This is a genomic window from Leifsonia virtsii (genome assembly GCF_030433675.1).
GTDB lineage: Bacteria > Actinomycetota > Actinomycetes > Actinomycetales > Microbacteriaceae > Leifsonia > Leifsonia virtsii.
In genome coordinates, this window is record NZ_JAROCB010000001.1 from 582727 (window position 1) to 609674 (window position 26948).

28 protein-coding genes are annotated in these 26948 nt (G+C 69.6%); 15 read left to right on the forward strand and 13 right to left on the reverse strand.

Translation table 11 applies throughout. From position 1 onward, the window contains the following. Positions 1-74: 74 nt before the first annotated feature. The 6 genes from gap to P5G59_RS02840 all read left to right on the forward strand — a co-directional run bounded on the left by gap (position 75) and on the right by P5G59_RS02840 (position 4392). Positions 75-1079: a type I glyceraldehyde-3-phosphate dehydrogenase gene (gene gap, locus P5G59_RS02815; protein WP_301215735.1), complete on the forward strand. Its 1005-nt coding sequence runs from the start codon at positions 75-77 to the stop codon at positions 1077-1079. 15 nt (positions 1080-1094) lie between these two features. Continuing rightward, on the forward strand, positions 1095-2312 hold the full coding sequence (locus tag P5G59_RS02820; RefSeq protein WP_301215737.1) for a phosphoglycerate kinase: 1218 nt from the start codon (positions 1095-1097) through the stop codon (positions 2310-2312). After that, the gene (tpiA, locus tag P5G59_RS02825) at positions 2300-3103 is read left to right on the forward strand and encodes a triose-phosphate isomerase (protein ID WP_301215739.1); all 804 of its coding nucleotides are present in this window, start codon (positions 2300-2302) and stop codon (positions 3101-3103) included. Before P5G59_RS02820 ends, tpiA begins: the two co-directional genes overlap by 13 nt. 74 nt (positions 3104-3177) lie before the next feature. After that, the gene (gene secG / locus P5G59_RS02830) at positions 3178-3423 is read left to right on the forward strand and encodes a preprotein translocase subunit SecG (protein WP_018191139.1); all 246 of its coding nucleotides are present in this window, start codon (positions 3178-3180) and stop codon (positions 3421-3423) included. Between the two features lie 28 nt (positions 3424-3451). Further along, entirely contained in the window at positions 3452-3817 is a 366-nt protein-coding gene (locus P5G59_RS02835) for an RNA polymerase-binding protein RbpA (RefSeq protein WP_175336204.1), read from the forward strand. 149 nt (positions 3818-3966) lie between these two features. After that, positions 3967-4392 (forward strand): hypothetical protein, encoded by a 426-nt coding sequence (locus tag P5G59_RS02840; RefSeq protein WP_301215744.1) that lies wholly within the window; start codon positions 3967-3969, stop codon positions 4390-4392. 107 nt (positions 4393-4499) lie between these two features. Here P5G59_RS02840 and pgl read toward each other — a convergent pair whose 3' ends face one another. From pgl to tkt, 6 genes are read right to left on the reverse strand one after another with little or no spacing between them, the layout of a single operon-like run. Further along, entirely contained in the window at positions 4500-5270 is a 771-nt protein-coding gene (pgl, locus tag P5G59_RS02845) for a 6-phosphogluconolactonase (protein ID WP_301215746.1), read from the reverse strand. Beyond that, positions 5267-6232: a glucose-6-phosphate dehydrogenase assembly protein OpcA gene (locus P5G59_RS02850; protein WP_301215748.1), complete on the reverse strand. Its 966-nt coding sequence runs from the start codon at positions 6230-6232 to the stop codon at positions 5267-5269. Before P5G59_RS02850 ends, pgl begins: the two co-directional genes overlap by 4 nt. After that, positions 6229-7770, reverse strand: coding sequence for a glucose-6-phosphate dehydrogenase (gene zwf, locus P5G59_RS02855; protein WP_301215750.1), 1542 nt, complete (start codon positions 7768-7770; stop codon positions 6229-6231). The genes P5G59_RS02850 and zwf overlap by 4 nt, the downstream gene beginning before the upstream one ends. Positions 7771-7794: 24 nt before the next feature. Beyond that, positions 7795-9405, reverse strand: a complete 1611-nt coding sequence (locus P5G59_RS02860; RefSeq protein WP_301215752.1) for a glucose-6-phosphate isomerase — start codon at positions 9403-9405, stop codon at positions 7795-7797. Beyond that, a complete protein-coding gene (gene tal, locus P5G59_RS02865; RefSeq protein WP_301215754.1) occupies positions 9402-10532 on the reverse strand; it encodes a transaldolase in 1131 nt (376 codons plus the stop codon). The genes P5G59_RS02860 and tal overlap by 4 nt, the downstream gene beginning before the upstream one ends. A gap of 27 nt (positions 10533-10559) precedes the next feature. Continuing rightward, positions 10560-12650, reverse strand: a complete 2091-nt coding sequence (tkt, locus tag P5G59_RS02870; protein WP_301215757.1) for a transketolase — start codon at positions 12648-12650, stop codon at positions 10560-10562. A gap of 307 nt (positions 12651-12957) precedes the next feature. On the opposite strand from tkt, the gene P5G59_RS02875 reads away from it, so the two are divergent. Both P5G59_RS02875 and P5G59_RS02880 read left to right on the forward strand, forming a co-directional pair. Next, entirely contained in the window at positions 12958-13890 is a 933-nt protein-coding gene (locus tag P5G59_RS02875) for a heme o synthase (protein ID WP_175336196.1), read from the forward strand. A gap of 178 nt (positions 13891-14068) precedes the next feature. Beyond that, the gene (locus P5G59_RS02880; protein WP_301215763.1) at positions 14069-14629 is read left to right on the forward strand and encodes a GNAT family N-acetyltransferase; all 561 of its coding nucleotides are present in this window, start codon (positions 14069-14071) and stop codon (positions 14627-14629) included. Here P5G59_RS02880 and P5G59_RS02885 read toward each other — a convergent pair. Beyond that, entirely contained in the window at positions 14603-15544 is a 942-nt protein-coding gene (locus P5G59_RS02885; protein WP_301215766.1) for a COX15/CtaA family protein, read from the reverse strand. The two genes, P5G59_RS02880 and P5G59_RS02885, sit on opposite strands and share 27 nt — an antisense overlap. A gap of 312 nt (positions 15545-15856) precedes the next feature. Here P5G59_RS02885 and sufB point away from each other — a divergent pair, with 312 nt between their 5' ends. From sufB to abc-f, 6 genes are all read left to right on the forward strand, one after another. Further along, positions 15857-17275 carry a Fe-S cluster assembly protein SufB gene (gene sufB, locus P5G59_RS02890; protein ID WP_301215769.1) on the forward strand — a complete coding sequence of 473 codons (1419 nt, stop codon included), beginning with the start codon at positions 15857-15859 and terminating at the stop codon, positions 17273-17275. Next, positions 17272-18489, forward strand: a complete 1218-nt coding sequence (gene sufD / locus P5G59_RS02895; RefSeq protein WP_301215772.1) for a Fe-S cluster assembly protein SufD — start codon at positions 17272-17274, stop codon at positions 18487-18489. Before sufB ends, sufD begins: the two co-directional genes overlap by 4 nt. Next, positions 18489-18818: a non-heme iron oxygenase ferredoxin subunit gene (locus P5G59_RS02900; RefSeq protein WP_301215775.1), complete on the forward strand. Its 330-nt coding sequence runs from the start codon at positions 18489-18491 to the stop codon at positions 18816-18818. The genes sufD and P5G59_RS02900 overlap by 1 nt, the downstream gene beginning before the upstream one ends. Positions 18819-18820: 2 nt before the next feature. Then, positions 18821-19615: a Fe-S cluster assembly ATPase SufC gene (gene sufC, locus P5G59_RS02905; protein WP_301215778.1), complete on the forward strand. Its 795-nt coding sequence runs from the start codon at positions 18821-18823 to the stop codon at positions 19613-19615. 23 nt (positions 19616-19638) lie between these two features. Then, positions 19639-19968 carry a metal-sulfur cluster assembly factor gene (locus P5G59_RS02910; protein ID WP_301208424.1) on the forward strand — a complete coding sequence of 110 codons (330 nt, stop codon included), beginning with the start codon at positions 19639-19641 and terminating at the stop codon, positions 19966-19968. A gap of 101 nt (positions 19969-20069) precedes the next feature. Next, positions 20070-21668 (forward strand): ribosomal protection-like ABC-F family protein, encoded by a 1599-nt coding sequence (abc-f, locus tag P5G59_RS02915; protein ID WP_301215780.1) that lies wholly within the window; start codon positions 20070-20072, stop codon positions 21666-21668. A 78-nt stretch (positions 21669-21746) separates the two neighbouring features. Here abc-f and P5G59_RS02920 read toward each other — a convergent pair whose 3' ends face one another. The 4 genes from P5G59_RS02920 to P5G59_RS02935 form a co-directional block, all read right to left on the reverse strand. Beyond that, a complete protein-coding gene (locus P5G59_RS02920) occupies positions 21747-22622 on the reverse strand; it encodes a patatin-like phospholipase family protein (RefSeq protein ID WP_301215783.1) in 876 nt (291 codons plus the stop codon). Positions 22623-22774: 152 nt separating this feature from the next. After that, complete coding sequence (locus tag P5G59_RS02925) at positions 22775-23638, reverse strand: SURF1 family cytochrome oxidase biogenesis protein (RefSeq protein WP_301215785.1); 864 nt, start codon at positions 23636-23638, stop codon at positions 22775-22777. Further along, positions 23635-23883 carry a hypothetical protein gene (locus P5G59_RS02930; protein ID WP_301216986.1) on the reverse strand — a complete coding sequence of 83 codons (249 nt, stop codon included), beginning with the start codon at positions 23881-23883 and terminating at the stop codon, positions 23635-23637. The genes P5G59_RS02925 and P5G59_RS02930 overlap by 4 nt, the downstream gene beginning before the upstream one ends. A 5-nt stretch (positions 23884-23888) precedes the next feature. Further along, a complete protein-coding gene (locus tag P5G59_RS02935; RefSeq protein WP_301215788.1) occupies positions 23889-24200 on the reverse strand; it encodes a DUF3099 domain-containing protein in 312 nt (103 codons plus the stop codon). An 86-nt stretch (positions 24201-24286) separates the two neighbouring features. Here P5G59_RS02935 and fabG point away from each other — a divergent pair, with 86 nt between their 5' ends. After that, complete coding sequence (gene fabG / locus P5G59_RS02940; protein ID WP_301215791.1) at positions 24287-24997, forward strand: 3-oxoacyl-ACP reductase FabG; 711 nt, start codon at positions 24287-24289, stop codon at positions 24995-24997. 30 nt (positions 24998-25027) lie between these two features. Here the strand turns inward: fabG and serB are convergent, their stop codons facing one another. Continuing rightward, positions 25028-25690 (reverse strand): phosphoserine phosphatase SerB, encoded by a 663-nt coding sequence (serB, locus tag P5G59_RS02945; RefSeq protein WP_301215794.1) that lies wholly within the window; start codon positions 25688-25690, stop codon positions 25028-25030. Next, positions 25687-26931, reverse strand: a complete 1245-nt coding sequence (locus P5G59_RS02950; protein WP_175336184.1) for a glucose-1-phosphate adenylyltransferase — start codon at positions 26929-26931, stop codon at positions 25687-25689. Before P5G59_RS02950 ends, serB begins: the two co-directional genes overlap by 4 nt. Positions 26932-26948: the final 17 nt, after the last annotated feature.

Sequence of the window (26948 nt, forward strand, 5' to 3'; positions counted from 1 at the left end):
CGGGACGCCGACGTCCGCAACAACCACCCACCAAAGTGCGCCGTGCGGCGCCCATCGAGTAACTGGAGACATCTGTGTCCGTAAAGATCGGAATCAACGGGTTCGGTCGCATTGGTCGTAACTACCTGCGCGCCGCCCTCGCGAAGGGCAGCGACCTCGAGATCGTCGCGGTGAACGACCTCACCGACAACAAGACGCTCGCGCACCTGCTCAAGTACGACTCCATCACGGGCCGTCTCGACGCGACGGTGGAGCTGGACGGCGACAACATCGTCGTGAACGGCAAGCCGATCAAGGTGCTCGCGGAGCGCGACCCTGCCAACCTCGGCTGGGGCGACCTGGGCGTCGACATCGTCATCGAGTCGACCGGTCGCTTCACCAAGGCCGACGACGCGCGCAAGCACCTCGAGGCGGGCGCCAAGAAGGTCATCATCTCGGCTCCGGCCACCGGTGAGGACGCCACCTTCGTGATGGGTGTCAACGAGCACCTGTACAACCCGGAGACCGACAACATCATCTCCAACGCGTCCTGCACCACGAACTGCCTCGCGCCGCTCGCCAAGGTGTTCAACGACGAGTTCGGCATCGAGCGCGGTCTGATGACCACGGTCCACGCCTACACCGCCGACCAGAACCTGCAGGACGGCCCGCACTCCGACCTCCGTCGTGCCCGTGCCGCCGCGATCAACATCGTCCCGACCTCGACCGGCGCCGCCAAGGCGATCGGCCTGGTCCTCCCGGAGCTGAAGGGCAAGCTCGACGGCTTCGCGCTCCGCGTCCCGGTGCCCACCGGCTCGATCACCGACCTCACCGTGACCGCCTCGCGCCCGGTGACCGTCGACGAGATCAAGGCCGCCTACAAGAAGGCCGCCGAGGGTCCGCTCAAGGGCATCCTGAAGTACACGGAGGACGAGATCGTCTCCTCCGACATCGTCTCCGACCCGCACTCGTCGATCTTCGATTCCGGCCTGCTGCGCGTCATCGGCGACCAGGTGAAGCTCTCGAGCTGGTACGACAACGAGTGGGGCTACTCCAACCGTCTCGTCGACCTGACCGAGTACGTCGCCGAGCGCCTCTAACCCCAGGCGACCGACGTGACGCTCCGTACCCTCGACTCACTCGGTTCGCTCGCCGGCAAGCGCGTCGTCGTCCGTTGCGATCTCAACGTGCCCCTGGAGGGCTCGAAGATCACGGACGACGGCCGCGTGCGGGCGTCGATCCCCACCCTCAACGCCCTGATCAACCAGGGTGCGCGGGTGGTCGTCATCTCCCACCTGGGCCGTCCTGACGGCGCGCCCGACGCCAAGTACAGCCTGGCGCCGGTCGCCCAGCGGCTCTCCGAGCTGCTCGGCAAGCCGGTGACCTTCGCCCGCGACACCGTCGGCGGAGGCGCTCAGGATGCCGTCGCCGGGCTTGCGGACGGCGACGTCGCCCTGCTGGAGAACCTCCGGTTCAACCCGGGGGAGACCGCGAAGGACGAGGCGGAGCGCACGAGCTTCGCCGAGAAGCTCGCCGCGTTCGGCGACGCCTTCGTCTCCGACGGCTTCGGCGTGGTCCACCGCAAGCAGGCCAGCGTGTACGAGCTCGCGAAGCTCCTTCCGAGCGCCGCGGGCACGCTCATCCAGGCCGAGCTCGAGGTGCTCGACCGGCTGACCGAGACCCCGGAGCGCCCGTACGCGGTCGTCCTCGGCGGGTCGAAGGTCTCCGACAAGCTCGGCGTCATCGGCCACCTCCTGCCGAAGGTGAACTCGCTGCTCATCGGCGGCGGGATGCTGTTCACGTTCCTCGCGGCCCAGGGGCACAAGGTCGGCTCGAGCCTGCTCGAGGCCGACCAGATCGACACCGTGAAGGGTTACCTGGGGAAGGCCGAGGAGCTCGGCGTCGAGATCGTGCTCCCGCGCGACGTGGTGGTGGCCTCGAAGTTCGGCGCCGACGCGGAGCAGGCGGTGCGCCCGATCGACGCGATCGAGGACACCGAGTGGGGCGACAAGGGCCTCGGGCTCGACATCGGGCCGGAGACGGCCGAGCTGTTCTCGGAGTACATCCGGGGCGCGAAGACGGTGTTCTGGAACGGCCCGATGGGCGTGTTCGAGCTCGCTCCGTTCGCCGCGGGCACCAAGGCGGTCGCCCAGGCGCTCACCGAGGTCGACGGCCTGAGCGTCGTCGGCGGCGGAGACTCCGCGGCGGCCGTGCGTGCGCTCGGCTTCCGCGACGACCAGTTCGGTCACATCTCGACGGGCGGGGGCGCGAGCCTCGAGTTCCTCGAAGGCAAGCGACTCCCCGGACTGGAGGTCCTCGGATGGCAGCAGTGAGCCCCACGGTGCGGCGCGTCCCGCTCATCGCCGGCAACTGGAAGATGAACCTGGACCACCTCCAGGCGATCGCCTTCGTGCAGAAGCTGGCGTGGACGTTGAAGGACGCGAGCCACGACTTCTCGGCCGTCGAGGTCGCGGTCTTCCCGCCGTTCACCGACCTGCGCAGCGTGCAGACGCTGGTCGCGGCCGACAAGCTGCCGATCGCGTTCGGCGGTCAGGACGTCTCCGAGCACGAGTCCGGTGCGTACACCGGCGAGATCTCGGCCGCGTTCCTCGAGGCGCTGGAGAGCCGCTACGTCATCATCGGCCACTCCGAGCGGCGGACGCTGCACGGCGAGACCGACGAGCAGGTGGCCGCAAAGGTGACCGCTGCGCTCAAGCACAACATCGCGCCGATCATCTGCGTCGGCGAGACCGCGGAAGACCTGGAGACCCACGGCGCCAGCGCCGTCCCGGTCGCCCAGCTCCGTGCGGCCCTCGCCGGTGTCGACTCGGCCGCGGACGTCGTGGTCGCCTATGAGCCCGTGTGGGCCATCGGCTCCGGTCAGGCGGCGACGCCCGAGCAGGCGGAGCAGGTCTGCGCCGCGCTGCGCGGCGTGGTCGCCGAGGTGCTGGGCGACGACGTGGCGGCCAAGACGCGCATCCTCTACGGCGGATCGGTGAAGTCGGGCAACATCGCCGGCTTCATGCGCGAGCCCAACGTCGACGGCGCGCTCGTCGGCGGGGCGAGCCTCGACGTCAACGAGTTCGCGGCCATCGTCCGGTATCAGAAGCACGTCGGGATCTGAGAGCGCCCGCGAGTTATACTGGCAGTTGGTTTTCCCCGGGGTTTCGCTCCGGGTCGCTTCCCGAAAGGTTCTCCGTGCTGATTCTCCAGGTCGTCCTGCAGGTCCTGCTGGGCATCACCAGCCTCCTGCTGACCTTGCTCATCCTTCTGCACAAGGGCCGCGGTGGCGGTCTGTCCGACATGTTCGGCGGCGGTGTCACCTCCAACCTCGGCGCGTCCGGGGTCGCGGAGCGCAACCTCAACCGGATCACGGTCATCCTCGGGCTGATCTGGATCACGTGCATCGTGGTCCTCGGCCTGATCACCAAGTTCAGCGCGTAAGCGCGCCCCACCGGAGAAGGAGAAGAGCATGGCTTCCGGAGGCAGTGCCATCCGCGGCTCGCGCGTCGGCGCGGGTCCCATGGGCGAGCAGGACCGCGGCTTCCACGCGGAGCGTATCGCCGTGTCCTACTGGGACGCGCTCGGCAACGAGACCGTCCGCTATTTCGCCGCGAACCTCCCCGAGGAGGAGATCCCCGACGTCATCGACTCGCCGTCGACCGGCCTTCCCGCCGGCCGCGACAAGGAGAACCCGCCGTCGGTGGCGAAGACGGAGCCGTACAAGACGCACCTCGCGTACGTGAAGGAGCGCCGCAGCGAGGAGGAGGCGGAGCAGCTGCTCGAGGACGCCCTCAACCAGCTCCGCGCCCGCCGCGGTCGCCCCACCACCAACTAGCACCACGCGCACGAAGGCCGTCCACCTCGCGGTGGGCGGCCTTCGTCGTCCCCGCCTGCGATTCGTCACGAATCGCGCCCGTTCGTCACGAATCGCGCCCGTTCGTGACGAGTGGTCGGGGCTACACTGCATCCCACGGGAGGTGCGGGATGCGCGGATCGCCGGAGGAGCAGGCGGGAGCGTCGCGCGCCCTCGCCGACGAGGTGGGGAGCACCAGCCTCGCGGCGCTGCTCGATGCGGCCGTCGACCGCGCGGAGGAGGCCGAGCTCCTGTTGACCCGGTACGAGGACGGCGCGCCGCTCGTCGCCGTGGATGCGCGCCGCAGCCTCCGCCTGCGGGTCGCCTTCGCCGAACTGCAGCGCTGGGTGGACGAGCTCGACCTCGCCGGGCGCGACGCGGAGGTGCGCGACGAGACGTCGCGGCTGCTCGCGTTCTACCTGCACCTGCTGACGCACGCGTTCGAGCGCGGCATCCGAGCCGAGCACGACCGCTTCGCGATCCGCGGCCGCGGACCGCTGACCGGCGCTCCGGCCGCGCGCCTCGCGACCCTGCGCGAGCGTGTCCGCGCCGCCTGACGCGACTGCGGCCTCCCGTCACTACCGCGGGTGCTCGCGCACCCGCACACGTGACACGAGACCGCAGTCACCCGGGAAGGGGACTGCGGTCTCGTGTCGGGTGGAGCTCAGTAGCTCGGAGCGATGAGGTTCTCGGGCACGTCGACGGCGGCATCCTTGTCCACGAAGAACACGGTGCGCTTCCGGCCCTTGGCGCCGGCGACCGGCACCTCGGTGTAGCTCGCGCCCGCGAGCGCGAGGCCCAGGGCGCTCGCCTTGTCGCTGCCGGCGAGCACCAGCCAGATGCGGTCCGACGAGTTGATCACCGGACGCGTGAGGCTCAGGCGCGCCGGCGGCGGCTTGGGGGAGTCGCGCTCGGCGATCACCGACGCCTTGTCCTCGCGGATGCCGGCCCGGTCGGGGAACAGCGACGCGATGTGACCGTCGGGGCCGACGCCGAGGAAGGTGATGTCGAACTTCGGCACCGGCCAGCCCTCGTGCCCGAAGGCCTCGAGCTCCGCCGCATACACGCTCGCGGCCTCGTCGATGTCCGGGATCTCATCCGACGACGGGAACGGGTGGACGTTCTCCGGCGGCACCGCGATGTGATCGAGCAGCGCCTCGCGCGCCTGGAGCTCGTTCCGGTCGGGGTCGTTCCGCGGCACGAACCGCTCGTCGCCCCACCAGAAGTGCACCTTCGACCAGTCGATGGTGTCGCGGGCGGGGGAGGCGCTGACCGCCTCCAGCACCGCGATGCCCATCGTTCCGCCGGTCAGCGCGATGTTCGCGTGACCCTGGTCGTCGAGGATGTCGATCGTCTTGGTGAGGAAGCGCGCGGCCACCGAGGCCGTGAGCGCCTCCTTGTCCGGGTGGACGAGCACCCGCCGTTCGTTCGTCATGCCCTGGCGCCTGCTCCTTCGTCAGAGGTCTCCAGCAGTTCGAGACCCTTGGTGATCACCTCGCCGTAGAGGTCGTCCGGGTCCAGCCTACGCAGTTCCTCGGCCAGGCAGTCGCGGAGACTGCGGCGTGGCAGGGACAGGTCGTGCGTCGGCTGGCCGGGCTGAGACAGGCGGGCGACGTTCGGGACCTCGCGCTCCAGCTCGATGACGCCGGAGGCGCGCTCCATCTTCACCCCGTGGATGCCGCCGGAGCCGATCGCGCGCGAGGCGAGGTCGTAGTGCACCGGAACCTGCAGCTGCAGGCGCAGCCACGCGGCGAGGAGGAGGGTCGAGGGGGAGTCGGCCGCGCCGGCCACGTCGACGCCGGTGATCGGCTCGAACGGCGGCTGATCGAGCACGGCGGCGAGCTGCGCGCGCCACAGGGTGAGCCGGGTCCAGGCGAAGTCGGTGTCGCCGGGGGCGTACGTCTTGCCGAGGTGGAACAGGAACTCCTGCGGGTTCGGCTGCGCCGATGCGTCGGTGATCCGCCGGGTGGCGATGCGGCCGAGAGGAGAGGTGGACGCCTTCTCGGGCGCCACCCCCGGCCACCAGACCACGACCGGGGCGTCGGGGAGCAGGAGGCCGGTGACCAGCCCCTCCTCGTCGCTCGCGGTCTCGCCGTAGGCCCGGAGCACGATGACCTCGCTCGCGCCGGCGTCGCCGCCGACACGGATCTGCGCGTCGAGACGGGCCTCGCCCTTGCTGCGCTCGCGGTCCTCCTCGGTGGACACCACGATGACGCGCATCGGGTGCTCGCGGGAGGCGTCGTTGGCGGCCTCGATGGCCTCCTCCTCCTGACCGAGGTGGGTCGCGATGACCAGCGTGAGCACGCGACCGAGGGCGACGGCGCCGCCCTCCTCGCGGATCTTCACGAGGGCCTTCGAGATGTTGCTGACGCTCGTCGCGGGAAGGTCGACGATCATGGACGCCTCCAAACGCGGCCGTCGCGCTCCAAGAGCTCGTCGGCCGACTTCGGGCCCCAGGTTCCGGGGCGGTACTGCTCTGGCTGGCCCTGCGTGGCCCAGAAGTCCTCGATCGGGTCGAGGATCTTCCAGGAGAGCTCGACCTCCTCGTGGCGCGGGAACAGGGGCGGGTCGCCGAGCAGCACATCCAGGATGAGCCGCTCGTAGGCCTCGGGGCTCGCCTCGGTGAAGGCGTGGCCGTAGCCGAAGTCCATGCTCACGTCGCGCACCTGCATGCCGGCGCCGGGGACCTTCGAGCCGAAGCGGATGGTCACACCCTCGTCGGGCTGCACGCGGATGACGAGCGCGTTCTGGCCGAGCGCGCTGGTCTGCGACTCCGCGAAGAGCTGCTGAGGGGCGCGCTTGAACACGACCGCGATCTCGGTGACGCGGCGGCCGAGGCGCTTGCCCGCGCGCAGGTAGAACGGGACGCCCGCCCAGCGGCGGGTGCCGATCTCCAGCTTGATGGCCGCGTAGGTCTCCGTCGTGGACTGGGGGTTCATCCCGTCCTCCTCGAGGAAGCCGACGACCTTCTCGCCGCCCTGCCATCCCGGGCCGTACTGGCCGCGCGCGGTCGACTTCGCCAGGTCCTTCGGCAGCCGCACGGCGGCGAGCACCTTCTCCTTCTCAGCGCGCAGGTCTGCGGCGTTGAACGAGATGGGCTCCTCCATGGCTGTGAGGGCGAGGAGCTGCAGCAGGTGGTTCTGGATGACGTCGCGCGCCGCGCCGATGCCGTCGTAGTACCCCGCACGACCGCCCACGCCGATGTCCTCGGCCATGGTGATCTGCACGTGGTCGACGTAGTTGGCGTTCCAGATCGGCTCGTACAGCTCGTTCGCGAAGCGCAGCGCCAGGATGTTCTGGACCGTCTCCTTGCCGAGGTAGTGGTCGATGCGGAACACCGAGTCCGGCGGGAACACGGTCTCGACGACCGCGTTGAGCTCCCGCGCCGACTGCAGGTCGTGCCCGAACGGCTTCTCGATGACGACGCGTCGCCAGCCGTCGCCGGACTGGTCGGCGAGGCCGGAGCGCTTGAGCTGCTCCGTCACGATCGGGAACGCCTTCGGCGGGATGGACAGGTAGAACGCGTGGTTGCCCATCGTCCCGCGCTCCGCGTCCAGCTGCTCGACGGTCTCCTTGAGGCGCTGGAACGCCTCGTCGTCGTCGAACTCGCCGGGCACGAAGCGGATGCCCTGTGCCAGCTGCTTCCACACGTCGTCGTCGAACGGCGTGCGCGCGTACTGCTTGACCGCCTCGTACACGACCTTCTCGAAGTCCTGGTCCTCCCAGTCGCGCCGGGCGAACCCGACGAGGGAGAACCCGGGCGGCAGCAGGCCGCGGTTCGCGAGGTCGTACACCGCGGGCATCAGCTTCTTGCGCGACAGGTCGCCCGTCACGCCGAAGATGATGAGGCTGCTGGGCCCCGCGATGCGATTGAGGCGGCGGTCGGAGGGCAACCGCAGCGGGTTGAACTCCGGGGTGATCTCCACCGGTGACAAGTGTCGGTCTCCTTTATCGGGACTTCAGTTGACGGCCTCGAACAGCGAGACGACATCCGCCTCGGGGTTCGTGAGCGTGAGGGTCAGCACCGGACGGCCGTGCTCGCCGAGGACGCTGGCGTCGCCGGCGGCCTGGGCCTGGATGAGCTGGCCGAACGTGAACGGTCGGCCGGGGATCTCGAGGTCCTCCGGCGCCGTCGCGGTGATCTGCAGGAACACGCCGACGGCGGGGCCGCCCTTGTGGAACTGTCCGGTCGAGTGCAGGAAGCGCGGGCCCCACCCGAAGGTGACGGGACGGTTCGCCTTGGCCGCCAGCAGGTCGCGGATCCCCGCGAGCTGGGGGAGGGCGAGGCGGTCCACGTAGGCCTGCACCGCGACGTAGCCGTCCGGGCCGAGCTGCGCGAGCAGCGCGTCCACCGCGGCGTCGAGCGTCGTGGCGTCGCCCAGGAACGAGCCGGTGGTGCGCACCTCGATGCCGCCCGCGGTGAACGCGGGGGCGACGGGCTCGGGCCGGTTGTCGAGCAGCGAGCGGGCGGCGGCCTTCGCGGCCTCCACGTCGGGCTGGTCGAACGGGTTGATGCCGAGCAGGCGTCCCGCGACCGCGACCGCGTACTCCCAGACGATCAGCTGCGCGCCGAGGCTGCCGGAGACGAGGATCTCGCCCTCGTGGCGGTCCGCCGGGAACAGGTGGTGGGCCTCCGCGTTGGCCACGAGGCGCACGATCTGCAGGTCGGCCGGCTTCGACTCGAGCTCGGGGGCGAGCTTGTCGAGCACGACGGGGAGAAGCCCCGTGCCCTCCTTGCCGGTGGACTCGGCGATCAGCTGCTCCGCCCAGTCGGCGAAGCCGACGATGTGGGTGCCGTCCGCCACGATGCCCAGCTTATCCTTCAGCGGGCTGGTGCCAGCGATGGCCGCGCCGAGCACCAGGCCCGGGTTCTCCTCGTTGTCGACGGCGAGCTCGATCTGCGTCGCGTCGGCCTCGTCGAGGAGCTCGGCGATGTCGACGCCGGCGAGGCCGGAGGGCACCAGGCCGAACGCGGTGAGCGCCGAGTAGCGGCCGCCCACGTTCGGGTCGGCGTTGAACACGCGGTAGCCGGCCTCGCGCGCCGACTGGTCGAGCGGCGAGCCCGGGTCGGTGACGATGACGATCCGCTCGAGCGGGTCGATCCCGGCGTCCTGGAACCACTTCTCGTAGACGCGCTTCTGGCTGTCGGTCTCGAGCGTCGAGCCGGACTTCGAGGAGATGACCACCGCGGTGGCCTCGAGCCGGTCGCGCAGCGCGGAGAGCACCTGGCCGGGGTCGGTCGAGTCGAGCACGGTGAGCTCGGCCTCGGCCGTCCGGGTGATGACCTCGGGCGCGAGCGACGAGCCGCCCATGCCGCCGAGGACGATGTGGTGCACGCCCTTGGCGCGGAGCTCGTCGCGCAGGGCGACGATCTCCGGCACGAGCGGCCGCGAGATGGCGACGGCCTCGGTCCAGCCGAGACGCTTGCTCGCCTCCGGCTCGGCCGCGGGGCCCCAGAGGGCCGGGTCCTGAGCCGCGATGCCCGACGCGACCTTGTCGGCGACGAGCTGGGGGACGACGGTCTTGACGGCCTCGGCGGCAGGCCCGGTGACGTGGATGCGGAACGTCACTTGGCGGCTCCCTCGAGCGCGTTCTTCACGGTCTCGACGAGCTCGCCCCAGGAGACGACGAACTTGTCCACGCCCTCGCGCTCGAGCAGCTCGGTGACCTCGTCGTACGAGATGCCGAGGTCGGCGAGCTTGTTGAGCACGTCGTTCGACTCGGCGTAGCTGCCGGTGACGGTGTCGCCGGTGATGCGGCCGTGGTCGAAGGTCGCGTCGAGCGTCTTCTCCGGCATGGTGTTGACGGTGTTCGGGGCGACGAGCTCCTCGACGTACAGCGTGTCGGGCAGGCTCGGGTCCTTGACGCCGGTGGAGGCCCACAGCGGGCGCTGCTCGTTGGCGCCGGCCGCGACGAGCTGCTTGGCGCGCTCGGTGGCGAACTCCTGCTCGTAGACCTCGTAGGCGAGGCGGGCGTTGGCGATGCCGGCCTTGCTCTTGAGGGCGAGGGCCTCGTCGGTGCCGATGGCGCTCAGGCGCTTGTCCACCTCGGTGTCGACGCGCGACACGAAGAACGACGCGACCGAGTGGATGCCGGACAGGTCGATGCCCGCCTCCTTGGCCTTCTCGAGGCCGGTGAGGTACGCGTCGATGACCTGGCGGTAGCGCTCCAGGCTGAAGATCAGGGTCACGTTGACGCTGATGCCGGCCGCGATGGTCTCGGTGATGGCCTCGAGGCCCTCGACCGTCGCCGGGATCTTGATCATCACGTTCTGCTTCTGGATCTTGTCCGAGAGCTTCTTGGCGGCGAAGATCGTCGCCTGCGTGTCGTGGGCGAGGCCGGGGGCGACCTCGATGGACACGCGGCCGTCGACGCCGTTGGAGCGCTCGTAGACCTCGTGGAAGATGTCGCTCGCGTTGGCGACGTCGTCGGTGGTGATCTCGAAGATCGCGTCGTCGACGGACACGCCGGCGGCGGCGAGCTGGCGGACCTGCTCGTCGTACGCCTCGCCCTTGGAGAGCGCGGCGGCGAAGATCGTCGGGTTCGTGGTCACGCCGACCACGTTCTTCTCGGCGATCAGCTTCTGCAGGCCGCCGGAATTGATGCGCTCACGCGAGAGGTCGTCCAGCCAGATGCTGACGCCCGCGGCCGACAGGGCGGCGGTGGGGGTCTCGGTGGTGGAGGTGGTGTCGGTCATTTGTCTTTATCTCCTCAGTGCCCGCGCTCAGAGCGACGCGAGCGATTCCTTCGCGGCGGACACGGCGTGCTCGGTGGTCATGCCGAACTCGCGGAACAGGGTCTTGTAGTCGGCCGAGGCACCGAAGTGCTCGATCGACACGCTGCGGCCGTGGTCGCCGACGATCTTGTCCCAGGCGAGCGCCAGGCCGGCCTCGATCGAGACACGGGCCTTGACGGCCGCCGGGAGCACCTTCTCGCGGTACTCGGCGGGCTGCTCGTCGAACCACTCCAGGCTCGGGGCGGAGACGACGCGGGCGTTAATGCCCTCGCCCTTCAGCACCTCGCGGGCCTCGAGCGCGATCTGGACCTCGGAGCCGGTCGCGATGAAGATCACGTCCGGCGTGCCGCCCGGCGCCTCGGCCAAGATGTAGGCGCCCTTCGCGACGTTCTTGGCCGACGCGAGGGTGTCGCCCTCGGCGTCGCCCTCTCCGCGCTCGAACACGGGGATGTTCTGGCGGGTCAGCGCGATGCCGGCCGGGCCCTGGCGGCGCTCCAGCATGGTCTTCCACGCCCACGCGACCTCGTTCGCGTCGCCCGGGCGGACGACCGTGAAGTTCGGGATCGCGCGCAGCGTCGACAGCTGCTCGATCGGCTGGTGCGTCGGTCCGTCCTCGCCGAGGGCGACCGAGTCGTGCGTCCAGACGAAGATCGACGGGATGTTCATCAGGGCCGACAGGCGCAGCGACGGGCGCTGGTAGTCGCTGAAGATGAGGAACGTTCCGCCGAACGGACGCGTCGGGCCGTGCAGCACGATGCCGTTGATGATCGCGGCCATCGCGTGCTCGCGGATGCCGAAGTGCAGGACGCGGCCGTAGGGGTTGCCGGTCCACTCGTGGGTCGAGCGCTCGCTCGGCACGAACGACGGCGCGCCCTCGATGGTGGTGTTGTTGGACTCGGCCAGGTCGGCCGAGCCGCCCCACAGCTCCGGCATGGCCGGCGCAAGGGCGTTGAGCACCTTGCCGGACGCGGCGCGGGTGGAGACGTCCTTGCCCGGCTCGAACACGGGGAGCACGCTCTCCAAGTCGGGCGCCTCGCCGCGGAGGAGGCGGTCGAGCAGCTCCTTGCGCTCGGGGTTGGCCTCGGCCCAGGCGTCGAAGCCCTTCTGCCACTCGGCACGCTGCTCGGCGCCGCGCTCGACGGCCTTGCGCGTGTGCTCGATGACCTCTTCGGCGACCTCGAAGGTCTGCTCCGGGTCGAAGCCGAGCACCTCCTTGACGGCGCGCAGCTCGTCGGCGCCCAGGGCGGAGCCGTGGATCTTGCCGGTGTTCTGCTTCTTCGGCGACGGCCAGCCGATGATCGTCTTCAGGATGATCAGCGACGGCTTGTCGGTGACCGCCTTCGCGTTCTCGATCGCCTGGAAGAGCTCCTCGACGTCCTCCTTGTAGACGCCGGTCTTCTTCCAGTCGACGACCTGGACGTCCCAGTGGTAAGCCTCGTAGCGCTTCTGCACGTCCTCCGTGAAGGCGATGTCGGTGTCGTCCTCGATCGAGATCTGGTTGCTGTCGTAGATCGCGATCAGGTTGCCGAGCTCCTGGTGGCCGGCGAGCGACGACGCCTCGGAGCTGACGCCCTCCTCCAGGTCGCCGTCGGAGGCGATCACGTAGACGTGGTGGTCGAACGGGCTGGTGCCGGGGGTGGCGTCGGGGTCGAACAGGCCCCGCTCGAACCGCTGGGCATAAGCGAAACCGACGGCGGAGGAGATGCCCTGGCCCAGGGGGCCGGTGGTGATCTCCACGCCGTCGGTGTGTCCGTACTCGGGGTGGCCGGGGGTGAGGGAGCCCCAGGTGCGGAGCGCCTTGAGGTCGTCGAGCTCGAGACCGTAGCCGCCGAGGTAGAGCTGGATGTACTGGGTCAGCGACGAGTGGCCGGCCGACAGGATGAAGCGGTCGCGGCCCAGCCAGTGCTGGTCGTGCGGATCGCGGCGCATCACCTTCTGGAAGAGCAGGTAGGCGGCGGGGGCGAGGCTCATGGCGGTGCCGGGATGCCCGTTGCCCACCTTCTCCACCGCATCGGCCGCGAGGACGCGGGCCGTGTCTACTGCCTTGTTGTCAATGGGATCCCACTGCAGTGCTGCCACGTTGAAAACTGACCCTTCGTAGATATGGTGAGGGTCGTCGTGGTACCCGCACCGGTTGAGGTAGTGCGCGCCGTGGACGTCATCGGCGCCGGAGTCTCATCCGTCACGGTCCTACAAAAGAGGCGGGCGGTACAGGGGTTCCGGCTGGCGAGCATCTCCAAGTATAGGTAACACGCACGAAACGTGGGGTGTTCCCCCAGCCGGTTATGCCTCAGGCGGACACGCAGCGTCCGCCCGGCTCCGCCTCTACGTGACGTAGACTTTCCGCGGGCCCTTCCGCCCAGCCGCCGACACCACACGAGGAGCAATGGACGTCGCTGTAGAGAGCCGTGTCGAATCCGACCGCATCGGCGTTGCCCGCAAGGTGAAGGCGTATTTCGCCCTCACCAAGCCCCGGGTCGTCGAACTGCTGCTGGTGACGACGGTTCCGACGATGATCCTGGCGGCGGGCGGCATCCCGAATCTCTGGCTGGTGGTCGCCACCGTGATCGGCGGCTACATGAGCGCGGGGTCGGCCGGCGCGTTCAACTGCTACATCGACCGCGACATCGACCGCGTGATGCGGCGCACGAAGAACCGCCCGCTGGTGACGGGGGAGCTCTCCGACCGCGAGGCGCTCGTGTTCGCCTGGGCGCTCGGCATCGCGTCGGTGCTCGTGCTCGGCTTCTTCACCAACTGGCTGGCGGCGGGTCTCTCGGTCGCGGCCATCCTGCTCTACGTCGTCTTCTACACGCTCATCCTCAAGCGCCGCACCCCGCAGAACATCGTCTGGGGCGGCGTCGCGGGCTGTATGCCGGTGCTGATCGGCTGGGCGGCCGTGACCGGCTCGCTCGACTGGGCGCCGTTCATCCTGTTCGGGATCATCTTCCTCTGGACGCCGCCGCACTACTGGCCGCTTTCGATGAAGTACCGCGCCGACTACCAGGAGGCGGGTGTCCCGATGCTCGCGGTCGTCCGAGGCCGCGCGGTGGTCGGCCTGCAGGTCATCCTCTACGCCTGGGCGATGGTGGCGTGCTCCCTGCTGCTCATCCCGGTCGCGCACATGGGGCTGCTGTACACGGCGGTGTCGCTGGTGGCGGGCGGCTGGTTCATCTACGAGTCGCACCGGCTCTACAACCTCGCGATCCGGCACGAGACGGTGTCGCCGATGCGCGTGTTCCACGGCTCGATCGCCTACCTGACGCTCATCTTCCTGGCCGTCGCGATCGACCCGCTGCTCCCGTTCCTGCACTTCGCCTAACCGCCCGGAGCTCGCGCGCTTGCGTCGGCGATTCGGGCGCGTTCCGTTCGAATCTCCGACGGGAGGCGGCCCAGCAGGAGATTCGAACGCATTCGATCCGACGGAAGCTGGAGAAGCCGACGTGAGGGTCGCTCGGTTTTTTCTGCCGCGGGGTGCGTCCGGCGTCTAGCATGTGCGCATGACGGCACAGTTGCTGACGGCGCACCTGGTGACCGAGCGCCTCGTGCTCGACGCTCCAGGGGAGTCCGACATCCCGGACGTGCTGGAGGCCTGCCTCGACGCCGAGACGCAGGCGTGGGTGCCGCTGCCGCAGCCGTACACCCGCGCGAGCGCGGAGTTCTTCGTCCGTTCGTACTGCCCGCACGGGCTTGCCAGCCACCGGTACAGGGTGTGGGCGATCCACCCGCGGGAGGGCGGCCGCCTGATCGGCGCGCTGGAGGTGCGCAGCGACGACCGGCCGGGGAGCGCATCCCTCGGCTGCTGGTCCGCGCCCTGGGCCCGAGGGCAGGGCTACCTGAGCGAGGCGCTGCGGGCGGTCGCGGCCTTCGCGCTCGACCCGGCGCGCGGCGGCTTCGACCAGCTCAACTGGGAGTACGTGCCCGAGAACGCGGCGAGCAGGCGGCTGGCCGAGGCGGCCGGCTTCGACTTCAGCGCGCGCACCAGGACGCTCGTCGAGCTGCACGGCCGGATGCGCGAGGCGCGCGTCGGGACGCTACGCCGCGACGACGTCCTGCGCTGAGTCCTCGCGTGCCCCGAGCGTCTCCGCCGGCGCCTTCAGCGCCAGGACGACCGCGGTCATGGCGGCCGCGAGCAGCGCCGCGAGCATCATGTGGATGCCGACGAGGATGCCGGGGAGCCCGGTGTTCGCCTGGATGAGGCCCACCGCGATCTGCAGCACCTCGACCGCCAGCAGGTACTGCGCGAACCGGTGCACGGGCGTGAGCCGGTAACGGAACGACCCGACCACGAGCACGAGCGTCAGCGTGAAGGTGACGTACGCCGGGATCGCGTGCACGTGCTGCAGGATCTCGGGGTTCAGCCCGTTGCGAGGGGCGTTGGCGTCGCCGGCGTGCGGACCGCTGCCGGTGGTCAGGATGCCGACCAGGATCGTGACGGCGACCACCGCGCTGGTGAGGTGGGCGACCCCGGCGAACCAGCCGGGGACCGCGCGCACACGCGGACCGGGCACGGCGTAGACGCGCACGACGAACGCCGTGCACAGCGCGACGAGCGCGATCGAGACCACGAAGTGCAGTCCGACGACGTACGGGTTGAGGTGGCTCAGCACGCTCAGGCCCCCCACGACGGCCTGCGCGGGGATGCCGAGGCCGGCGATCAGGGTGAGCCAGAACAGGTCAGGGCGCTGCTTGCGCAGCCTCAGGATCATGAGGAAGGCGAGGATCGCGACGATGCCGAGCAGAACGCTCAGCACGCGGTTGCCGAACTCGATGAAGCCGTGGACGCCCATCTCCGGCGTGTTCACGATGGAGTCGGCCGTGCACTTCGGCCAGGTGGGACAGCCCAGCCCGCTCGCCGTCAGCCGGACGAGACCGCCGGTGCCGACCAGGACGATCTGGCCGACGAGGTAGACCCAGGCGATCACCTTCAGCCGTGCGTCCACACGGTCGGGCAGCCAGGCGATGAGGCGCTTCATGGGAATGTCGGACTCCTGGATCGGATGCGGATACTCGGGCAATGCGCAGGCGCGCCTCTACTAATACCGCGCCGCACCTGTAGAATTGGTGGGTTCGAGGAACGCGCCTCGGTGCGCGTGCGCGCAAACGGTTTCCTCCGTCCGCGCCGGGGCATCGAGGCCTGCCTCCACGGACAGTTTAGGTACGCGAAGTACTGATCGCACACAACCACCCGCGCAATCAGGACGCTCGCACGACCGGCGTGAGCCGCGCGTCGCGAGGGGAATGAGCCGGACTGATATCCGGTTACGAGTGGAGGAAACGAGGTAGATATGTCAGACATCCTGATCGATCGGCCTGAGCTCGCCTCTCTGGGGCAGTACGAGTTCGGCTGGGCGGATTCCGACGCAGCGGGTGCCTCCGCACGTCGCGGGCTCTCACCCGAGGTGGTGAAGGACATCTCCGGACTCAAGAACGAGCCCGAGTGGATGCTGCAGCGCCGTCTGAAAGCCCTCCAGCTGTTCGAGCGCAAGCCGATGCCGACCTGGGGTGCCGACCTGTCGGAGATCGACTTCGACAACATCAAGTACTTCGTCCGCTCCACCGAGAAGCAGGCGCAGAGCTGGGAGGACCTGCCGGAGGACATCCGGAACACGTACGAGAAGCTGGGCATCCCGGAGGCGGAGCGTCAGCGCCTCGTCGCCGGCGTCGCCGCGCAGTACGAGTCCGAGGTCGTGTACCACCAGATCCGCGAAGACCTGGAGGAGCAGGGCGTCATCTTCCTCGACACCGACACGGCGCTGCGCGAGCACCCCGAGATCTTCGAGGAGTACTTCGGCACCGTGATCCCGGCCGGCGACAACAAGTTCGCGGCGCTCAACACCGCCGTCTGGTCGGGCGGCTCGTTCGTGTACGTCCCGAAGGGCGTGCACGTCGAGATCCCGCTGCAGGCCTACTTCCGCATCAATACCGAGAACATGGGCCAGTTCGAGCGGACGCTGATCATCGCCGACGAGGGCTCCTACGTGCACTACATCGAGGGCTGCACGGCGCCGATCTACAAGTCCGACTCGCTGCACTCCGCGGTCGTCGAGATCATCGTCAAGAAGAACGCCCGCGTGCGCTACACGACCATCCAGAACTGGTCGAACAACGTCTACAACCTGGTCACCAAGCGGGCCACCGCGGCCGAGGGCGCGACCATGGAGTGGATCGACGGCAACATCGGCTCCAAGGTCACGATGAAGTACCCGTCGATCTACCTGATGGGGGAGCACGCCAAGGGCGAGACCCTGTCCGTCGCCTTCGCCGGCCCGGGCCAGCACCAGGACGCCGGCGCCAAGATGATCCACATGGCGCCGTACACGCAGTCGTCGATCGTCTCCAAGTCGATCGCCCGCGGCGGCGGCCGTGCCGGTTACCGCGGCGAGGTGCGGGTGGACGCGAGCGCGCACCACTCCGCCAACACCGTGCGCTGCGACGCGCTGCTGGTCGACACGATCTCCCGGTCGGACACCTACCCGGCCATCGACATCCGGGTCGACGACGTGCAGCTCGGCCACGAGGCGACGGTGTCGCGCGTGAGCGAGGAGCAGCTCTTCTACCTGATGTCGCGCGGGCTCCCGGAGGACGAGGCCATGGCCATGATCGTCCGCGGCTTCATCGAGCCGATCGCCCGCGAGCTCCCCATGGAGTACGCCCTGGAACTCAACAAGCTCATCGAGATGGGCATGGAAGGCTCTGTCGGATGACGCAGATCGAGACGACGACGACCCCGCAGGCCGCGCCGGCCCCGACGCACATGCGCGCTCCCGTCCCCGTGCAGACCCGCTCCGAGCGGTTCACCTCGACCGAGGTCTCCGACTTCCCGGCGGTCACCGGGCGCGAGCCGATGTGGAAGTACACGCCGGTCGCGCGCATCCAGGAGCTGACCACCGGAGAGCTCGACGGCTCGCCCTACGTCTACGACGTGACGGCCGCGAAGGGCGTCTCGACGCTGTGGGTGGGCCGCGAGGACTCCCGCATCGGCCGCGCCGGGCAGCCGGAGGACCGCGCGTCCGCCAACGCCTGGACGGCGTTCGAGCAGGCGCTGCTGGTGAGCATCTCCGCAGACCTCAGCGGTGACCGCCGCGAGGTGACGCTGACCCGTTCTACACTCGGCGGAGCACCGCGCGCCGCGCACACGGTCGTCGAGGTGGCCGAGGGCGCGACCGCGACCCTCATCCTTCAGAACACCGGCGCCGCGCACCTGACCGAGAACGTCGAGTTCCTGCTCGGGAAGGACGCAGACCTCACCGTCGTCTCCCTCCAGGAGTGGGACGACGACGCGCTGCACGTGGCCGCCCACTTCGCCGAGCTGGCGGAGGGCGCCCGGATCAAGCACGTCGCCATCACGCTCGGCGGCGGCGTCGTGCGGCTGAACCCCTCCGCGCACCTGGCGGGCGCCCGGTCGGACGCCGAGCTGCTCGGCGCCTACTTCGCCGACGCGACCCAGCATCTCGAGCAGCAGGTGTACGTCTACCACGACGGTCCGGAGACCCGCAGCCGCGTCACCTACAAGGGTGCGCTGCAGGGCGAGGGCGCGCGCACGGTGTGGATCGGCGACGTGCTGATCGGGCCGAAGGCCGTCGGCACCGACACCTACGAGCAGAACCGCAACCTCGTGCTCACCGACGGCGCGCGCGCCGACTCGGTGCCGAACCTCGAGATCGAGACCGGCGACATCGTCGGCGCCGGGCACGCCAGCGCCACCGGTCGCTTCGACGACGAGCAGCTGTTCTACCTGCAGTCCCGCGGCATCCCGGAGGAGGAGGCGCGCCGCCTCGTCGTCCGCGGCTTCCTCGCCGAGATCGTGCAGCAGATCGGTTCGCCCGCGCTGCAGGAGCGCCTGCAGGCCAAGATCGAGGCGGAGCTCGAAGCGACGTCGGTCACCGCGTCCGCCCCCTCCGCCGGGGCGGAGCACTGATGGCGGCCGAGCGCGTCGCCGCGGTCGCGGAGCTGGTCGAGAACCAGGCCACCCGCGTCGTGGTGAACGGCGTGCCGATCGCTCTCGTGAAAGACTCCGCCGGCGACATCCACGCCATCGGCGACACCTGCACGCACGGCGAGATCTCGCTGTCCGAGGGCTTCGTCGAGGACGAGACCCTGGAGTGCTGGGCGCACGGCTCGCAGTTCTCGCTCGTCACCGGCAAGCCCCTCAACCTCCCGGCCTATGAGCCGGTCCCCGTCTTCGCCGTCGAGATCATCGACGGAGACGTCTTCATCGACTCAAGCGTCACGAAAGAGATCAACTGACCATGTCCACGCTGGAAATCCGCGACCTGCACGTCACCGTCGAGACGGACCAGGGCACCAAGCCCATCCTGAACGGCGTCGACCTGACCATCAACGAGGGCGAGATCCACGCGATCATGGGCCCGAACGGCTCCGGCAAGTCGACCCTCGCGTACACGATCGCCGGTCACCCGAAGTACACCGTCACCTCCGGCACGATCACGCTCGACGGCGAGGACGTCCTTGCGATGACCGTCGACGAGCGCGCCCGCGCCGGCCTGTTCCTCGCCATGCAGTACCCGGTCGAGATCCCCGGTGTCACCAACACCAACTTCCTGCGCACCGCCAAGACCGCGATCGACGGTCAGGCGCCGTCGATCCGCACCTGGGTGAAGGACGTGCGGGAGTCGATGAACGCGCTGCGCATGGACTCGTCCTTCGCCGAGCGCAACGTCAACGAGGGCTTCTCGGGCGGCGAGAAGAAGCGCAACGAGATCCTTCAGCTGGAGCTGCTCAAGCCGAAGTTCGCGGTGCTCGACGAGACCGACTCCGGCCTCGACGTCGACGCGCTGAAGATCGTGTCGGAGGGCGTCAACCGCGCCAAGGCCAACACCGGGCTCGGCATCCTGCTGATCACCCACTACACGCGCATCCTGCGCTACATCAAGCCCGACTTCGTGCACGTGTTCGTCGCGGGCAAGGTGGCGGAGCAGGGCGGCCCGGAGCTCGCCGAGCGGCTGGAGGAGGAGGGCTACGACCGCTACGTCGACGCCCCCGAGTCCGCGTCCGCGGCGGCTGCCGAGCTGGCCGAGGCATAAGGCGCCGGAGGTAGAATCCGCTTATGCCCGCCACTCTGAGCCCCGCGCTCTTCGACCAGGTCGAGGAGGCGCTGAAGAACGTCATGGATCCCGAGCTCGGGATCAACGTCGTCGACCTCGGGCTGATCTACGACCTGGCCTGGGACGACGAGAACAACGCGCTCATCATCTCGATGACGCTCACGAGCGCCGGCTGCCCGCTGACCGACGTGCTGGAGGAGCAGACCGCCGAGGCGCTCGACGGCATCGTCGAGGCGTTCCGCATCAACTGGGTGTGGATGCCGCCGTGGGGCCCGGAGCGGATCACCGACGACGGTCGCGACATGATGCGCGCCCTCGGCTTCGCCATCTAGCTGTACCCATCCATCAGTTCCGGACTTCTTCGACCGCGCCGCGGCGTGTCGGGTCGAAGAAGTCCGGAACTGTTTGCTGAGAACCGAAAGTAGGAACGACTGTGCTTGCCGTGCAGGGGCTTGAACTGCGCGTGGGTGCGCGCCTCCTGATGGAGGACGTGAGCTTCCGTGTCGCCGACGGCGACAAGATCGGACTCGTCGGGCGCAACGGCGCCGGGAAGACGACTCTCACGAAGGTGCTCGCGGGCGACCTCCTGCCGACGGCGGGCAAGGTCGACCGGTCCGGCGACCTCGGCTACCTGCCGCAGGACCCGCGGTCGGGCAACCTCGACGACCTGGCGCGCACGCGCATCCTGGACGCCCGCGGTCTCGGCTCCATCGTGCTCGGGATGCAGAAGGCGACGGTCGACATGGCGAGCTCCGACACCGCGGTGTCGGAGGCGGCGATGAAGACGTACGGGCGGCTGGAGGAGCGCTTCCACCTGCTCGGCGGGTACGCGGCGGAGGCGGAGGCGGCGTCCATCGCGTCGAACCTGAACCTGCCCGACCGCATCCTGGAGCAGCCGCTCAAGACCCTCTCGGGCGGTCAGCGCCGCCGCATCGAGCTGGCGCGCATCCTCTTCTCGGACGCGCGCACGATGATCCTCGACGAGCCGACCAACCACCTGGATGCCGACTCGATCCTGTGGCTGCGCGAGTTCCTGAAGAACTACACCGGCGGCTTCATCGTGATCTCGCACGACGTCGACCTCGTCGGCGAGACGGTCAACCGCGTCTTCTACCTGGATGCGAACCGCCAGGTGATCGACATCTACAACATGGGTTGGAAGAACTACCAGCGCCAGCGCGCCGCCGACGAGGAGCGCCGCAAGAAGGAGCGCGCGAACGCCGAGAAGAAGGCCGGCGCGCTGCAGCTGCAGGCGGCGAAGTTCGGGGCGAAGGCGACGAAGGCGGCGGCCGCGCACCAGATGGTGGCGCGCGCCGAGAAGCTGCTCGCCGGTCTCGAGGACGTGCGCCAGGTCGACCGGGTGGCGAAGCTGCGCTTCCCGACCCCGGCGCCGTGCGGCCGGACGCCGCTGCAGGCGAGCGACCTGTCCAAGAGCTACGGGTCGCTGGAGATCTTCACCGCAGTCGACCTCGCGATCGACCGCGGTTCGAAGGTCGTGGTGCTCGGACTCAACGGTGCGGGCAAGACGACCCTGCTCCGGATGCTGGCCGGCGTCGACACACCCGACACCGGGCAGGTCGAGCCGGGACACGGCCTCCGCATCGGCTACTACGCCCAGGAGCACGAGACGATCGACGTCGACCGCACCGTGCTGCAGAACATGGTCTCGTCGTCGCCGAACCTCACCGAGACCGAGGCGCGCAAGGTGCTGGGCTCGTTCCTGTTCACCGGAGACGACGCCCACAAGCCGGCCGGGGTGCTGTCGGGCGGCGAGAAGACGCGCCTGGCGCTGGCGATGATCGTCGTCTCGGGAGCGAACGTGCTGTTGCTCGACGAGCCGACGAACAACCTCGACCCGGCGAGCCGCGAGGAGATCCTGGATGCCCTGGCTCACTACGAGGGCGCCGTCGTGCTGGTGAGCCACGACGAGGGCGCCGTCGAGGCGCTGAACCCCGAGCGGGTCCTCATCATGCCCGACGGCACCGAGGACCACTGGAACCGCGACTACCTCGACCTCATCTCCCTCGCCTGACCCCCGCCATCGAGTCCGCACAGACTGCACGCTTTCGGCTCGAAAGCGTCGATTCTTTGCGGACTCGATGGGGGTGAGTCAGCTCCAGCGAGCGGCGACGGAGGGGGCGACGGCGATGCCACGGGCGTGGCCGGCGCGCGCAGCGGCCGGGCGCAGGGACGCATCCATCGCGTTCTCGCCGTGCAGCTCCTCCGACTCGGGACCGACCACCTCGACGCGACTGCCGGAGGCGCGCAGCGCCTCGACCTGCGCCGCCAGGTGCGTGCCCCACGAGGCAGGCGCGAGCGACCGGCCGTTGAACGGCGACAGCACCAGCACGCGCTCGTAGCCGGCTGCGAGGTCGGCGTTCTCCGCGTTCACGCGGTAGCCGCCGTCGATGTAGCGTTCGTCGCCGATGCGGAACGGCCGGCCGCTCGACGTGCTGGCGGCCACCGCCTCGGCGATCGCGACCCCGCTGTCCCGGTCGAACACGACCGGTTCGGCGGTGCGGGCGTCCACGGCGGTGATCAGGATGCGGCGCTGCGGCCACTCCTGCACGGGCAGCCGGGCGGCGACGACCGACCGCCAGCGGTCCGACCAGGCGCCGTCGGAGGCGGCGTCGAGTTCGAGGGCCGAGGCGCTCATCCGTCGCCGCATGTCGTCCATGTCGGTGGAGGCGTCGATCACCGCCTGCACGCGCTGAACGCCGGTCGGGCGGCCGTCGGGCGCGGGAGGCGCGGGCGGACGCGCCGGGACAGAGGTGAGCGCCTGCGCGTACAGGTCGGCCGGTGCCGCGCCGGCCACCTGCGCCGCCGCGGTCGCGCCGGCGGACGTGCCGACGAGGAGGTCGGCGCCGGTGACGTCGACACCGGCCTCGAACAGTCCGGCGATCACGCCGATCAGCCAGGCGTTGCCGGTGGAACCGCCGCCGCCGAGGACGAGCGCGCGGTCGTGGGAAGAAGAGGAAGTGTTCATGGGAGTCGCCTTTCGCGAAATGCTGGGCGGCGCTCCCGGCGGCGGCTACCTCAGCCGCGCGATCGTGGACTGCAGGAGCGCCCACTGGATGCTGCGTACATGGGTCTCACCTCCTGCCGTCGGAACACGATCGCCTCGACGATAGCAGAGACTCAGCGCGCGGCGTCCAGCAGTTCGTCCTCGACGTCCGCGTCCGACCGCTTCGCGCGGCGGCGGCGCTCCCGCTCGGCCGCGCGCGCCTTCTCGGCCGGGTCCTCGGAGTTGCGCTTGCGGTACTCGGTGATCAGCGCGTAGCCGAGACCGAAGAAGCCGATCAGCGCGAAGATGATCCACTGGATCATGTACGACCAGTGGAGTCCCTCGTCCTGCGTCGGGGGAGAGGTCACGGTCGGGGTGGGCGCGGTCGCGGGCGCCGGGTCCTCGCTGTCGAGCAGGCCGTACGCGCCGGTGTAGACGTCGGCGCCGCCGAGCTTCTGCTTGACGACGGACAGCTGGATGGTGCCCACCTGGTCGCCCGCCGCCGTGCGTCCGGCGATGGCCGGCTCGCTCGCCTTCAGCCGCGCCACCACCGTGACGGTACCGGCGGGCGCGGCGGGCACGTGATCGGGGGAGTCCGTGTGGTTGCCGGTCGGCACCCAGCCGCGGTCGACGATGAACAGGGAGCCGTCGGGCGTGCGCAACGGGGTCAGCACCTCGAAGCCGGGACTGCCGTTGAAGGGCCGGTTGCGCACCAGGAGCTGCTTGTCCCGCTCGTACGTGCCGGTGACGGTGACCCGCGTCCACTCCTGCTTCGCGGAGTAGGAGCCGAGCGAGGGCAGCTCCTGCGTCAGCGGCCGCGGTGCCGAGTCGTAGTTGGCCGTGACCAGCGCGTTCGCGGCGGCGGCCTCCTTGCTGCGGGCGAGCTGCCAGTTGGAGAGGAAGCCGCAGGCGATGGCGAACGCGATCGCGAACGCGAGGTAGCCGAACCAGCGGCGCGAGAAGGCGAACCGCCAGCCGCCGCCCGAGGAGCCGCTCACGCCGTCGACCTCTCGGCGTCCGAGCCGGTGTCGGCGTCGGCCTCGGCGTCGGCGGCCGGGACGACCCGCAGCGGGAACTCGCGGGCCGCCAGGAACTCGCGGAGGAAGTCGACGTGCTCCGCGCACGCCAGCCAGACCTTGACCCGGTCCTCGGTGTGGATGCGCGGGTTGCGCCACTCGATGCGCCACGACGCGGTCACCTGGCAGCCGGCGCGCGAGCACGTCAGCGGCTCAGGCGCGTCCATCCCGATCACTGCGCGTCCTCCCGGCCGTCCTCGCGCCTCCTCTGCTGCGGAGGCGTCACTGGAACGATAGCGCCCGGACGCTGAACATCCACTCGACCCTGCTCCACCGAGACGTTCGCGATGACGACGGCGATGTACGGCAGGAAGATCGCGCCGACCAGCGGGACGGCGGCCCACCAGCCGGGGACGATGACGGCGACGATCAGGCAGACCACGCGGATGCTCATGGCGACCGAATACTTGATCATCCGGTGCCGTCGCTCCTCATCGGGAGAGAGGGGGAGAGTCGTGATCGACGGAGCTGAGGGCTTCTTCATGTGCGTTGCCTCCAGCGTACGTCCATAAACTTGTCTTCGGCCCTTCCGGGGCCGAATCCGCAGCAAGCAGTCCTGAAGGGAAGCGCATGACCACGCCACGTACCGTCCTCGTCACCGGGGGCAACCGGGGGATCGGCTACGCCATCGCCGAGGAGTTCATCGCGCAGGGACACCGCGTCGCCGTCACCGCGCGGTCCGGCGAGGGTCCGGAAGGCGCGCTGACCGTGCGGGCGGACGTGACCGACAGCGCCTCCGTCGACGCCGCGTTCGGCGAGGTGGAGGAGAAGCTCGGCCCGGTGGAGGTCGTGGTCGCGAACGCGGGCATCACCAAGGACACGCTGCTCATGCGCATGACCGACGAGGCGTTCGACTCCGTCGTCGAGACGAACCTCGGCGGCGCGTTCCGGGTCGTGAAGCGGGCGAACAAGGGCATGCTGAAGGCGCGTTTCGGCCGCATCGTGCTCATCTCCAGTGTTGTCGGGCTGTTCGGCGGCGCCGGGCAGGTCAACTACGCGTCGTCGAAGGCGGCGCTGGTGGGCATGGCGCGGTCGATCACGCGCGAGCTCGGAGCGCGCGGCATCACCGCGAACGTCGTCGCTCCCGGCTTCATCGAGACCGACATGACGGCCGAGCTGCCCGAGGCGCAGCAGGCCGAGTACAAGAAGAGCATCCCGGCGGGCCGGTTCGCGGCTCCGTCCGAGGTCGCGAAGGCGGTGGCGTGGCTCGCCTCCGACGACGCCGGCTACATCTCCGGCGCCGTCATCCCCGTCGACGGCGGCCTCGGCATGGGCCACTGACGCCCCCGCTCCCTCCCAAGCCAGGAGGGGTCAGGCCCGGAGGCCAAGGAGGGGGAGGACCTGGGAGAGGTCGGGGCGGTCGATGACGACATCGGCCTCGGCGCGCACGCGCGGTTTGGCGTTGAAGGCGACGGCGAGGCCGGCCTCGGCCATCATCCGCAGGTCGTTCGCGCCGTCGCCGATCGAGACGGTCTGCCGCAGGTGCACGCCGGCGTCCGCGGCCCAGAACAGCAGCGCCTGGGCCTTGGCGGCCGCATCCACCACCGGGCCGTCGACCTCGCCGGTCAGCACGCCGTCCCGCACCACGAGCCGGTTGGCGCGCCAGTGATCGAGCCCCAGCCGCTCGCCGATCGGGTCGAGGAGCTCGTGGAAACCGCCGGACACGACGCCGACGACCCCGCCGGCCGCGTGCACACCCGCGATCAGCTCCGGCACGCCCTCGGTCACGCGGATGCGCTCACCGACGTGCTGGAACACCTCCGCCGGCAGCCCGGCGAGGGTGCGCACACGCTCCCGTAGGCTCGCCTCGAAGTCGAGCTCGCCGCGCATCGCCCGCTCGGTGATGTCGGCGACCTCGGTGCGTGAGCCCGCCTCCTCGGCGAGCAGCTCGATCACCTCGTCCTGGAGCAGCGTGGAGTCCGCGTCGAGGACGACGAGCACGGATGCGCCTCTCTGGTGTTCCCCGCCGGTCATGGAACGACGTGCACGCCCTTGCCGACCACGGTGATCCCGGAGTCGGTCACGGTGAAGCCGCGCGCCTTGTCCCGCGCCGGGTCGACGCCGATCTGGGCGCCCTCGGCGACCACCACGTCCTTGTCGAGGATGGCGCGACCGACGAACGCGTTCGGCTCGATCACCGCACGCTCGAACACCACCGAGTCGACGACCTTCGCCCCGGAGTCCACCTTCGCCCACGGCCCGAGCACGCTGCGCTCCAGGTGCGCGCCCGAGATGACCGAGCCGAGCGACACGATGGAGTCGATGGTCGTGCCGAGCGCGCCGCGCCCGTCGCGCACGATCTTCGCGGGAGGGGAGTTCAGGACCTGGCTGAAGATCGGCCAGCTGTTGTTGTACAGGTTGAAGATCGGCAGCGCCGAGATGAGGTCCTGGTGGGCCTCGAAGAACGAGTCGATCGTTCCCACGTCGCGCCAGTAGTAGCGGTCGCGGTCGGTCGAACCCGGAACGTCGTTGTTGTTGAAGTCGTACACCGCCGCCTCGCCGCGAGCGACGAAGTCGGGGATGATGTCGCCACCCATGTCGTGGTTGGAGTCGGGACGGTCGCCGTCGCGCACCACGGCGTCGATGAGGGCGTCGGCGTCGAAGACGTAGTTGCCCATCGACGCGAGCACCTCCTCCGGCGAGTCGGGGAGTCCGATCGGGTCGCGCGGCTTCTCGCGGAACGCGCCGATGCGGTCGGGGCGCTCCGGCTCCACCTCGATCACACCGAACTGGTCGGCGAGCGCGATGGGCTGGCGGATGGCGGCCACGGTCGCGGGGGCGCCGGAGGCGATGTGCGCCTCGATCATCTGGCCGAAGTCCATCCGGTAGACGTGGTCCGCACCCACCACGACGACGATGTCGGGCTTCTCGTCGCGGAGCAGGTTGAGGCTCTGCAGGATGGCGTCCGCCGACCCGCTGAACCAGCGCTTGCCGAGCCGCTGCTGGGCCGGGACGGACGCGATGTAGGAGTTGGTGATGCCGTCGAGCCGCCAGGTCTGCGACACGTGGCGGTCGAGGCTGTGCGACTTGTACTGGGTCAGCACGACGATCTGGCGCAGCTGCGAGTTGATCAGGTTCGACAGGGCGAAGTCGATGAGGCGGTACTGCCCGCCGAACGGGACGGCGGGCTTCGCCCGGTCCGCCGTCAACGGCATCAGCCGCTTTCCCTCTCCGCCCGCGAGGACGATGCCGAAGATCTTCTTGCCTGGTGCCATGTCCACAACAGTAGAGG

Coding starts and splice junctions, on each gene's coding strand:
- fabG (WP_301215791.1), top strand. CDS start 24,287: ATGACCACGCCACGTACCGTCCTCGTCACCGGGGGCAACCGGGGGATC.
- sufC (WP_301215778.1), top strand. CDS start 18,821: ATGTCCACGCTGGAAATCCGCGACCTGCACGTCACCGTCGAGACGGAC.
- P5G59_RS02840 (WP_301215744.1), top strand. CDS start 3,967: ATGCGCGGATCGCCGGAGGAGCAGGCGGGAGCGTCGCGCGCCCTCGCC.
- sufB (WP_301215769.1), top strand. CDS start 15,857: ATGTCAGACATCCTGATCGATCGGCCTGAGCTCGCCTCTCTGGGGCAG.
- P5G59_RS02935 (WP_301215788.1), bottom strand. CDS start 24,200: ATGAAGAAGCCCTCAGCTCCGTCGATCACGACTCTCCCCCTCTCTCCC.
- P5G59_RS02875 (WP_175336196.1), top strand. CDS start 12,958: ATGGACGTCGCTGTAGAGAGCCGTGTCGAATCCGACCGCATCGGCGTT.
- P5G59_RS02885 (WP_301215766.1), bottom strand. CDS start 15,544: ATGAAGCGCCTCATCGCCTGGCTGCCCGACCGTGTGGACGCACGGCTG.
- P5G59_RS02900 (WP_301215775.1), top strand. CDS start 18,489: ATGGCGGCCGAGCGCGTCGCCGCGGTCGCGGAGCTGGTCGAGAACCAG.
- P5G59_RS02850 (WP_301215748.1), bottom strand. CDS start 6,232: ATGATCGTCGACCTTCCCGCGACGAGCGTCAGCAACATCTCGAAGGCC.
- tpiA (WP_301215739.1), top strand. CDS start 2,300: ATGGCAGCAGTGAGCCCCACGGTGCGGCGCGTCCCGCTCATCGCCGGC.
- P5G59_RS02920 (WP_301215783.1), bottom strand. CDS start 22,622: ATGAACACTTCCTCTTCTTCCCACGACCGCGCGCTCGTCCTCGGCGGC.
- tal (WP_301215754.1), bottom strand. CDS start 10,532: ATGACCGACACCACCTCCACCACCGAGACCCCCACCGCCGCCCTGTCG.
- P5G59_RS02930 (WP_301216986.1), bottom strand. CDS start 23,883: ATGGACGCGCCTGAGCCGCTGACGTGCTCGCGCGCCGGCTGCCAGGTG.
- pgl (WP_301215746.1), bottom strand. CDS start 5,270: ATGACGAACGAACGGCGGGTGCTCGTCCACCCGGACAAGGAGGCGCTC.
- serB (WP_301215794.1), bottom strand. CDS start 25,690: ATGACCGGCGGGGAACACCAGAGAGGCGCATCCGTGCTCGTCGTCCTC.
- P5G59_RS02835 (WP_175336204.1), top strand. CDS start 3,452: ATGGCTTCCGGAGGCAGTGCCATCCGCGGCTCGCGCGTCGGCGCGGGT.
- P5G59_RS02880 (WP_301215763.1), top strand. CDS start 14,069: ATGACGGCACAGTTGCTGACGGCGCACCTGGTGACCGAGCGCCTCGTG.
- sufD (WP_301215772.1), top strand. CDS start 17,272: ATGACGCAGATCGAGACGACGACGACCCCGCAGGCCGCGCCGGCCCCG.
- P5G59_RS02950 (WP_175336184.1), bottom strand. CDS start 26,931: ATGGCACCAGGCAAGAAGATCTTCGGCATCGTCCTCGCGGGCGGAGAG.
- P5G59_RS02910 (WP_301208424.1), top strand. CDS start 19,639: ATGCCCGCCACTCTGAGCCCCGCGCTCTTCGACCAGGTCGAGGAGGCG.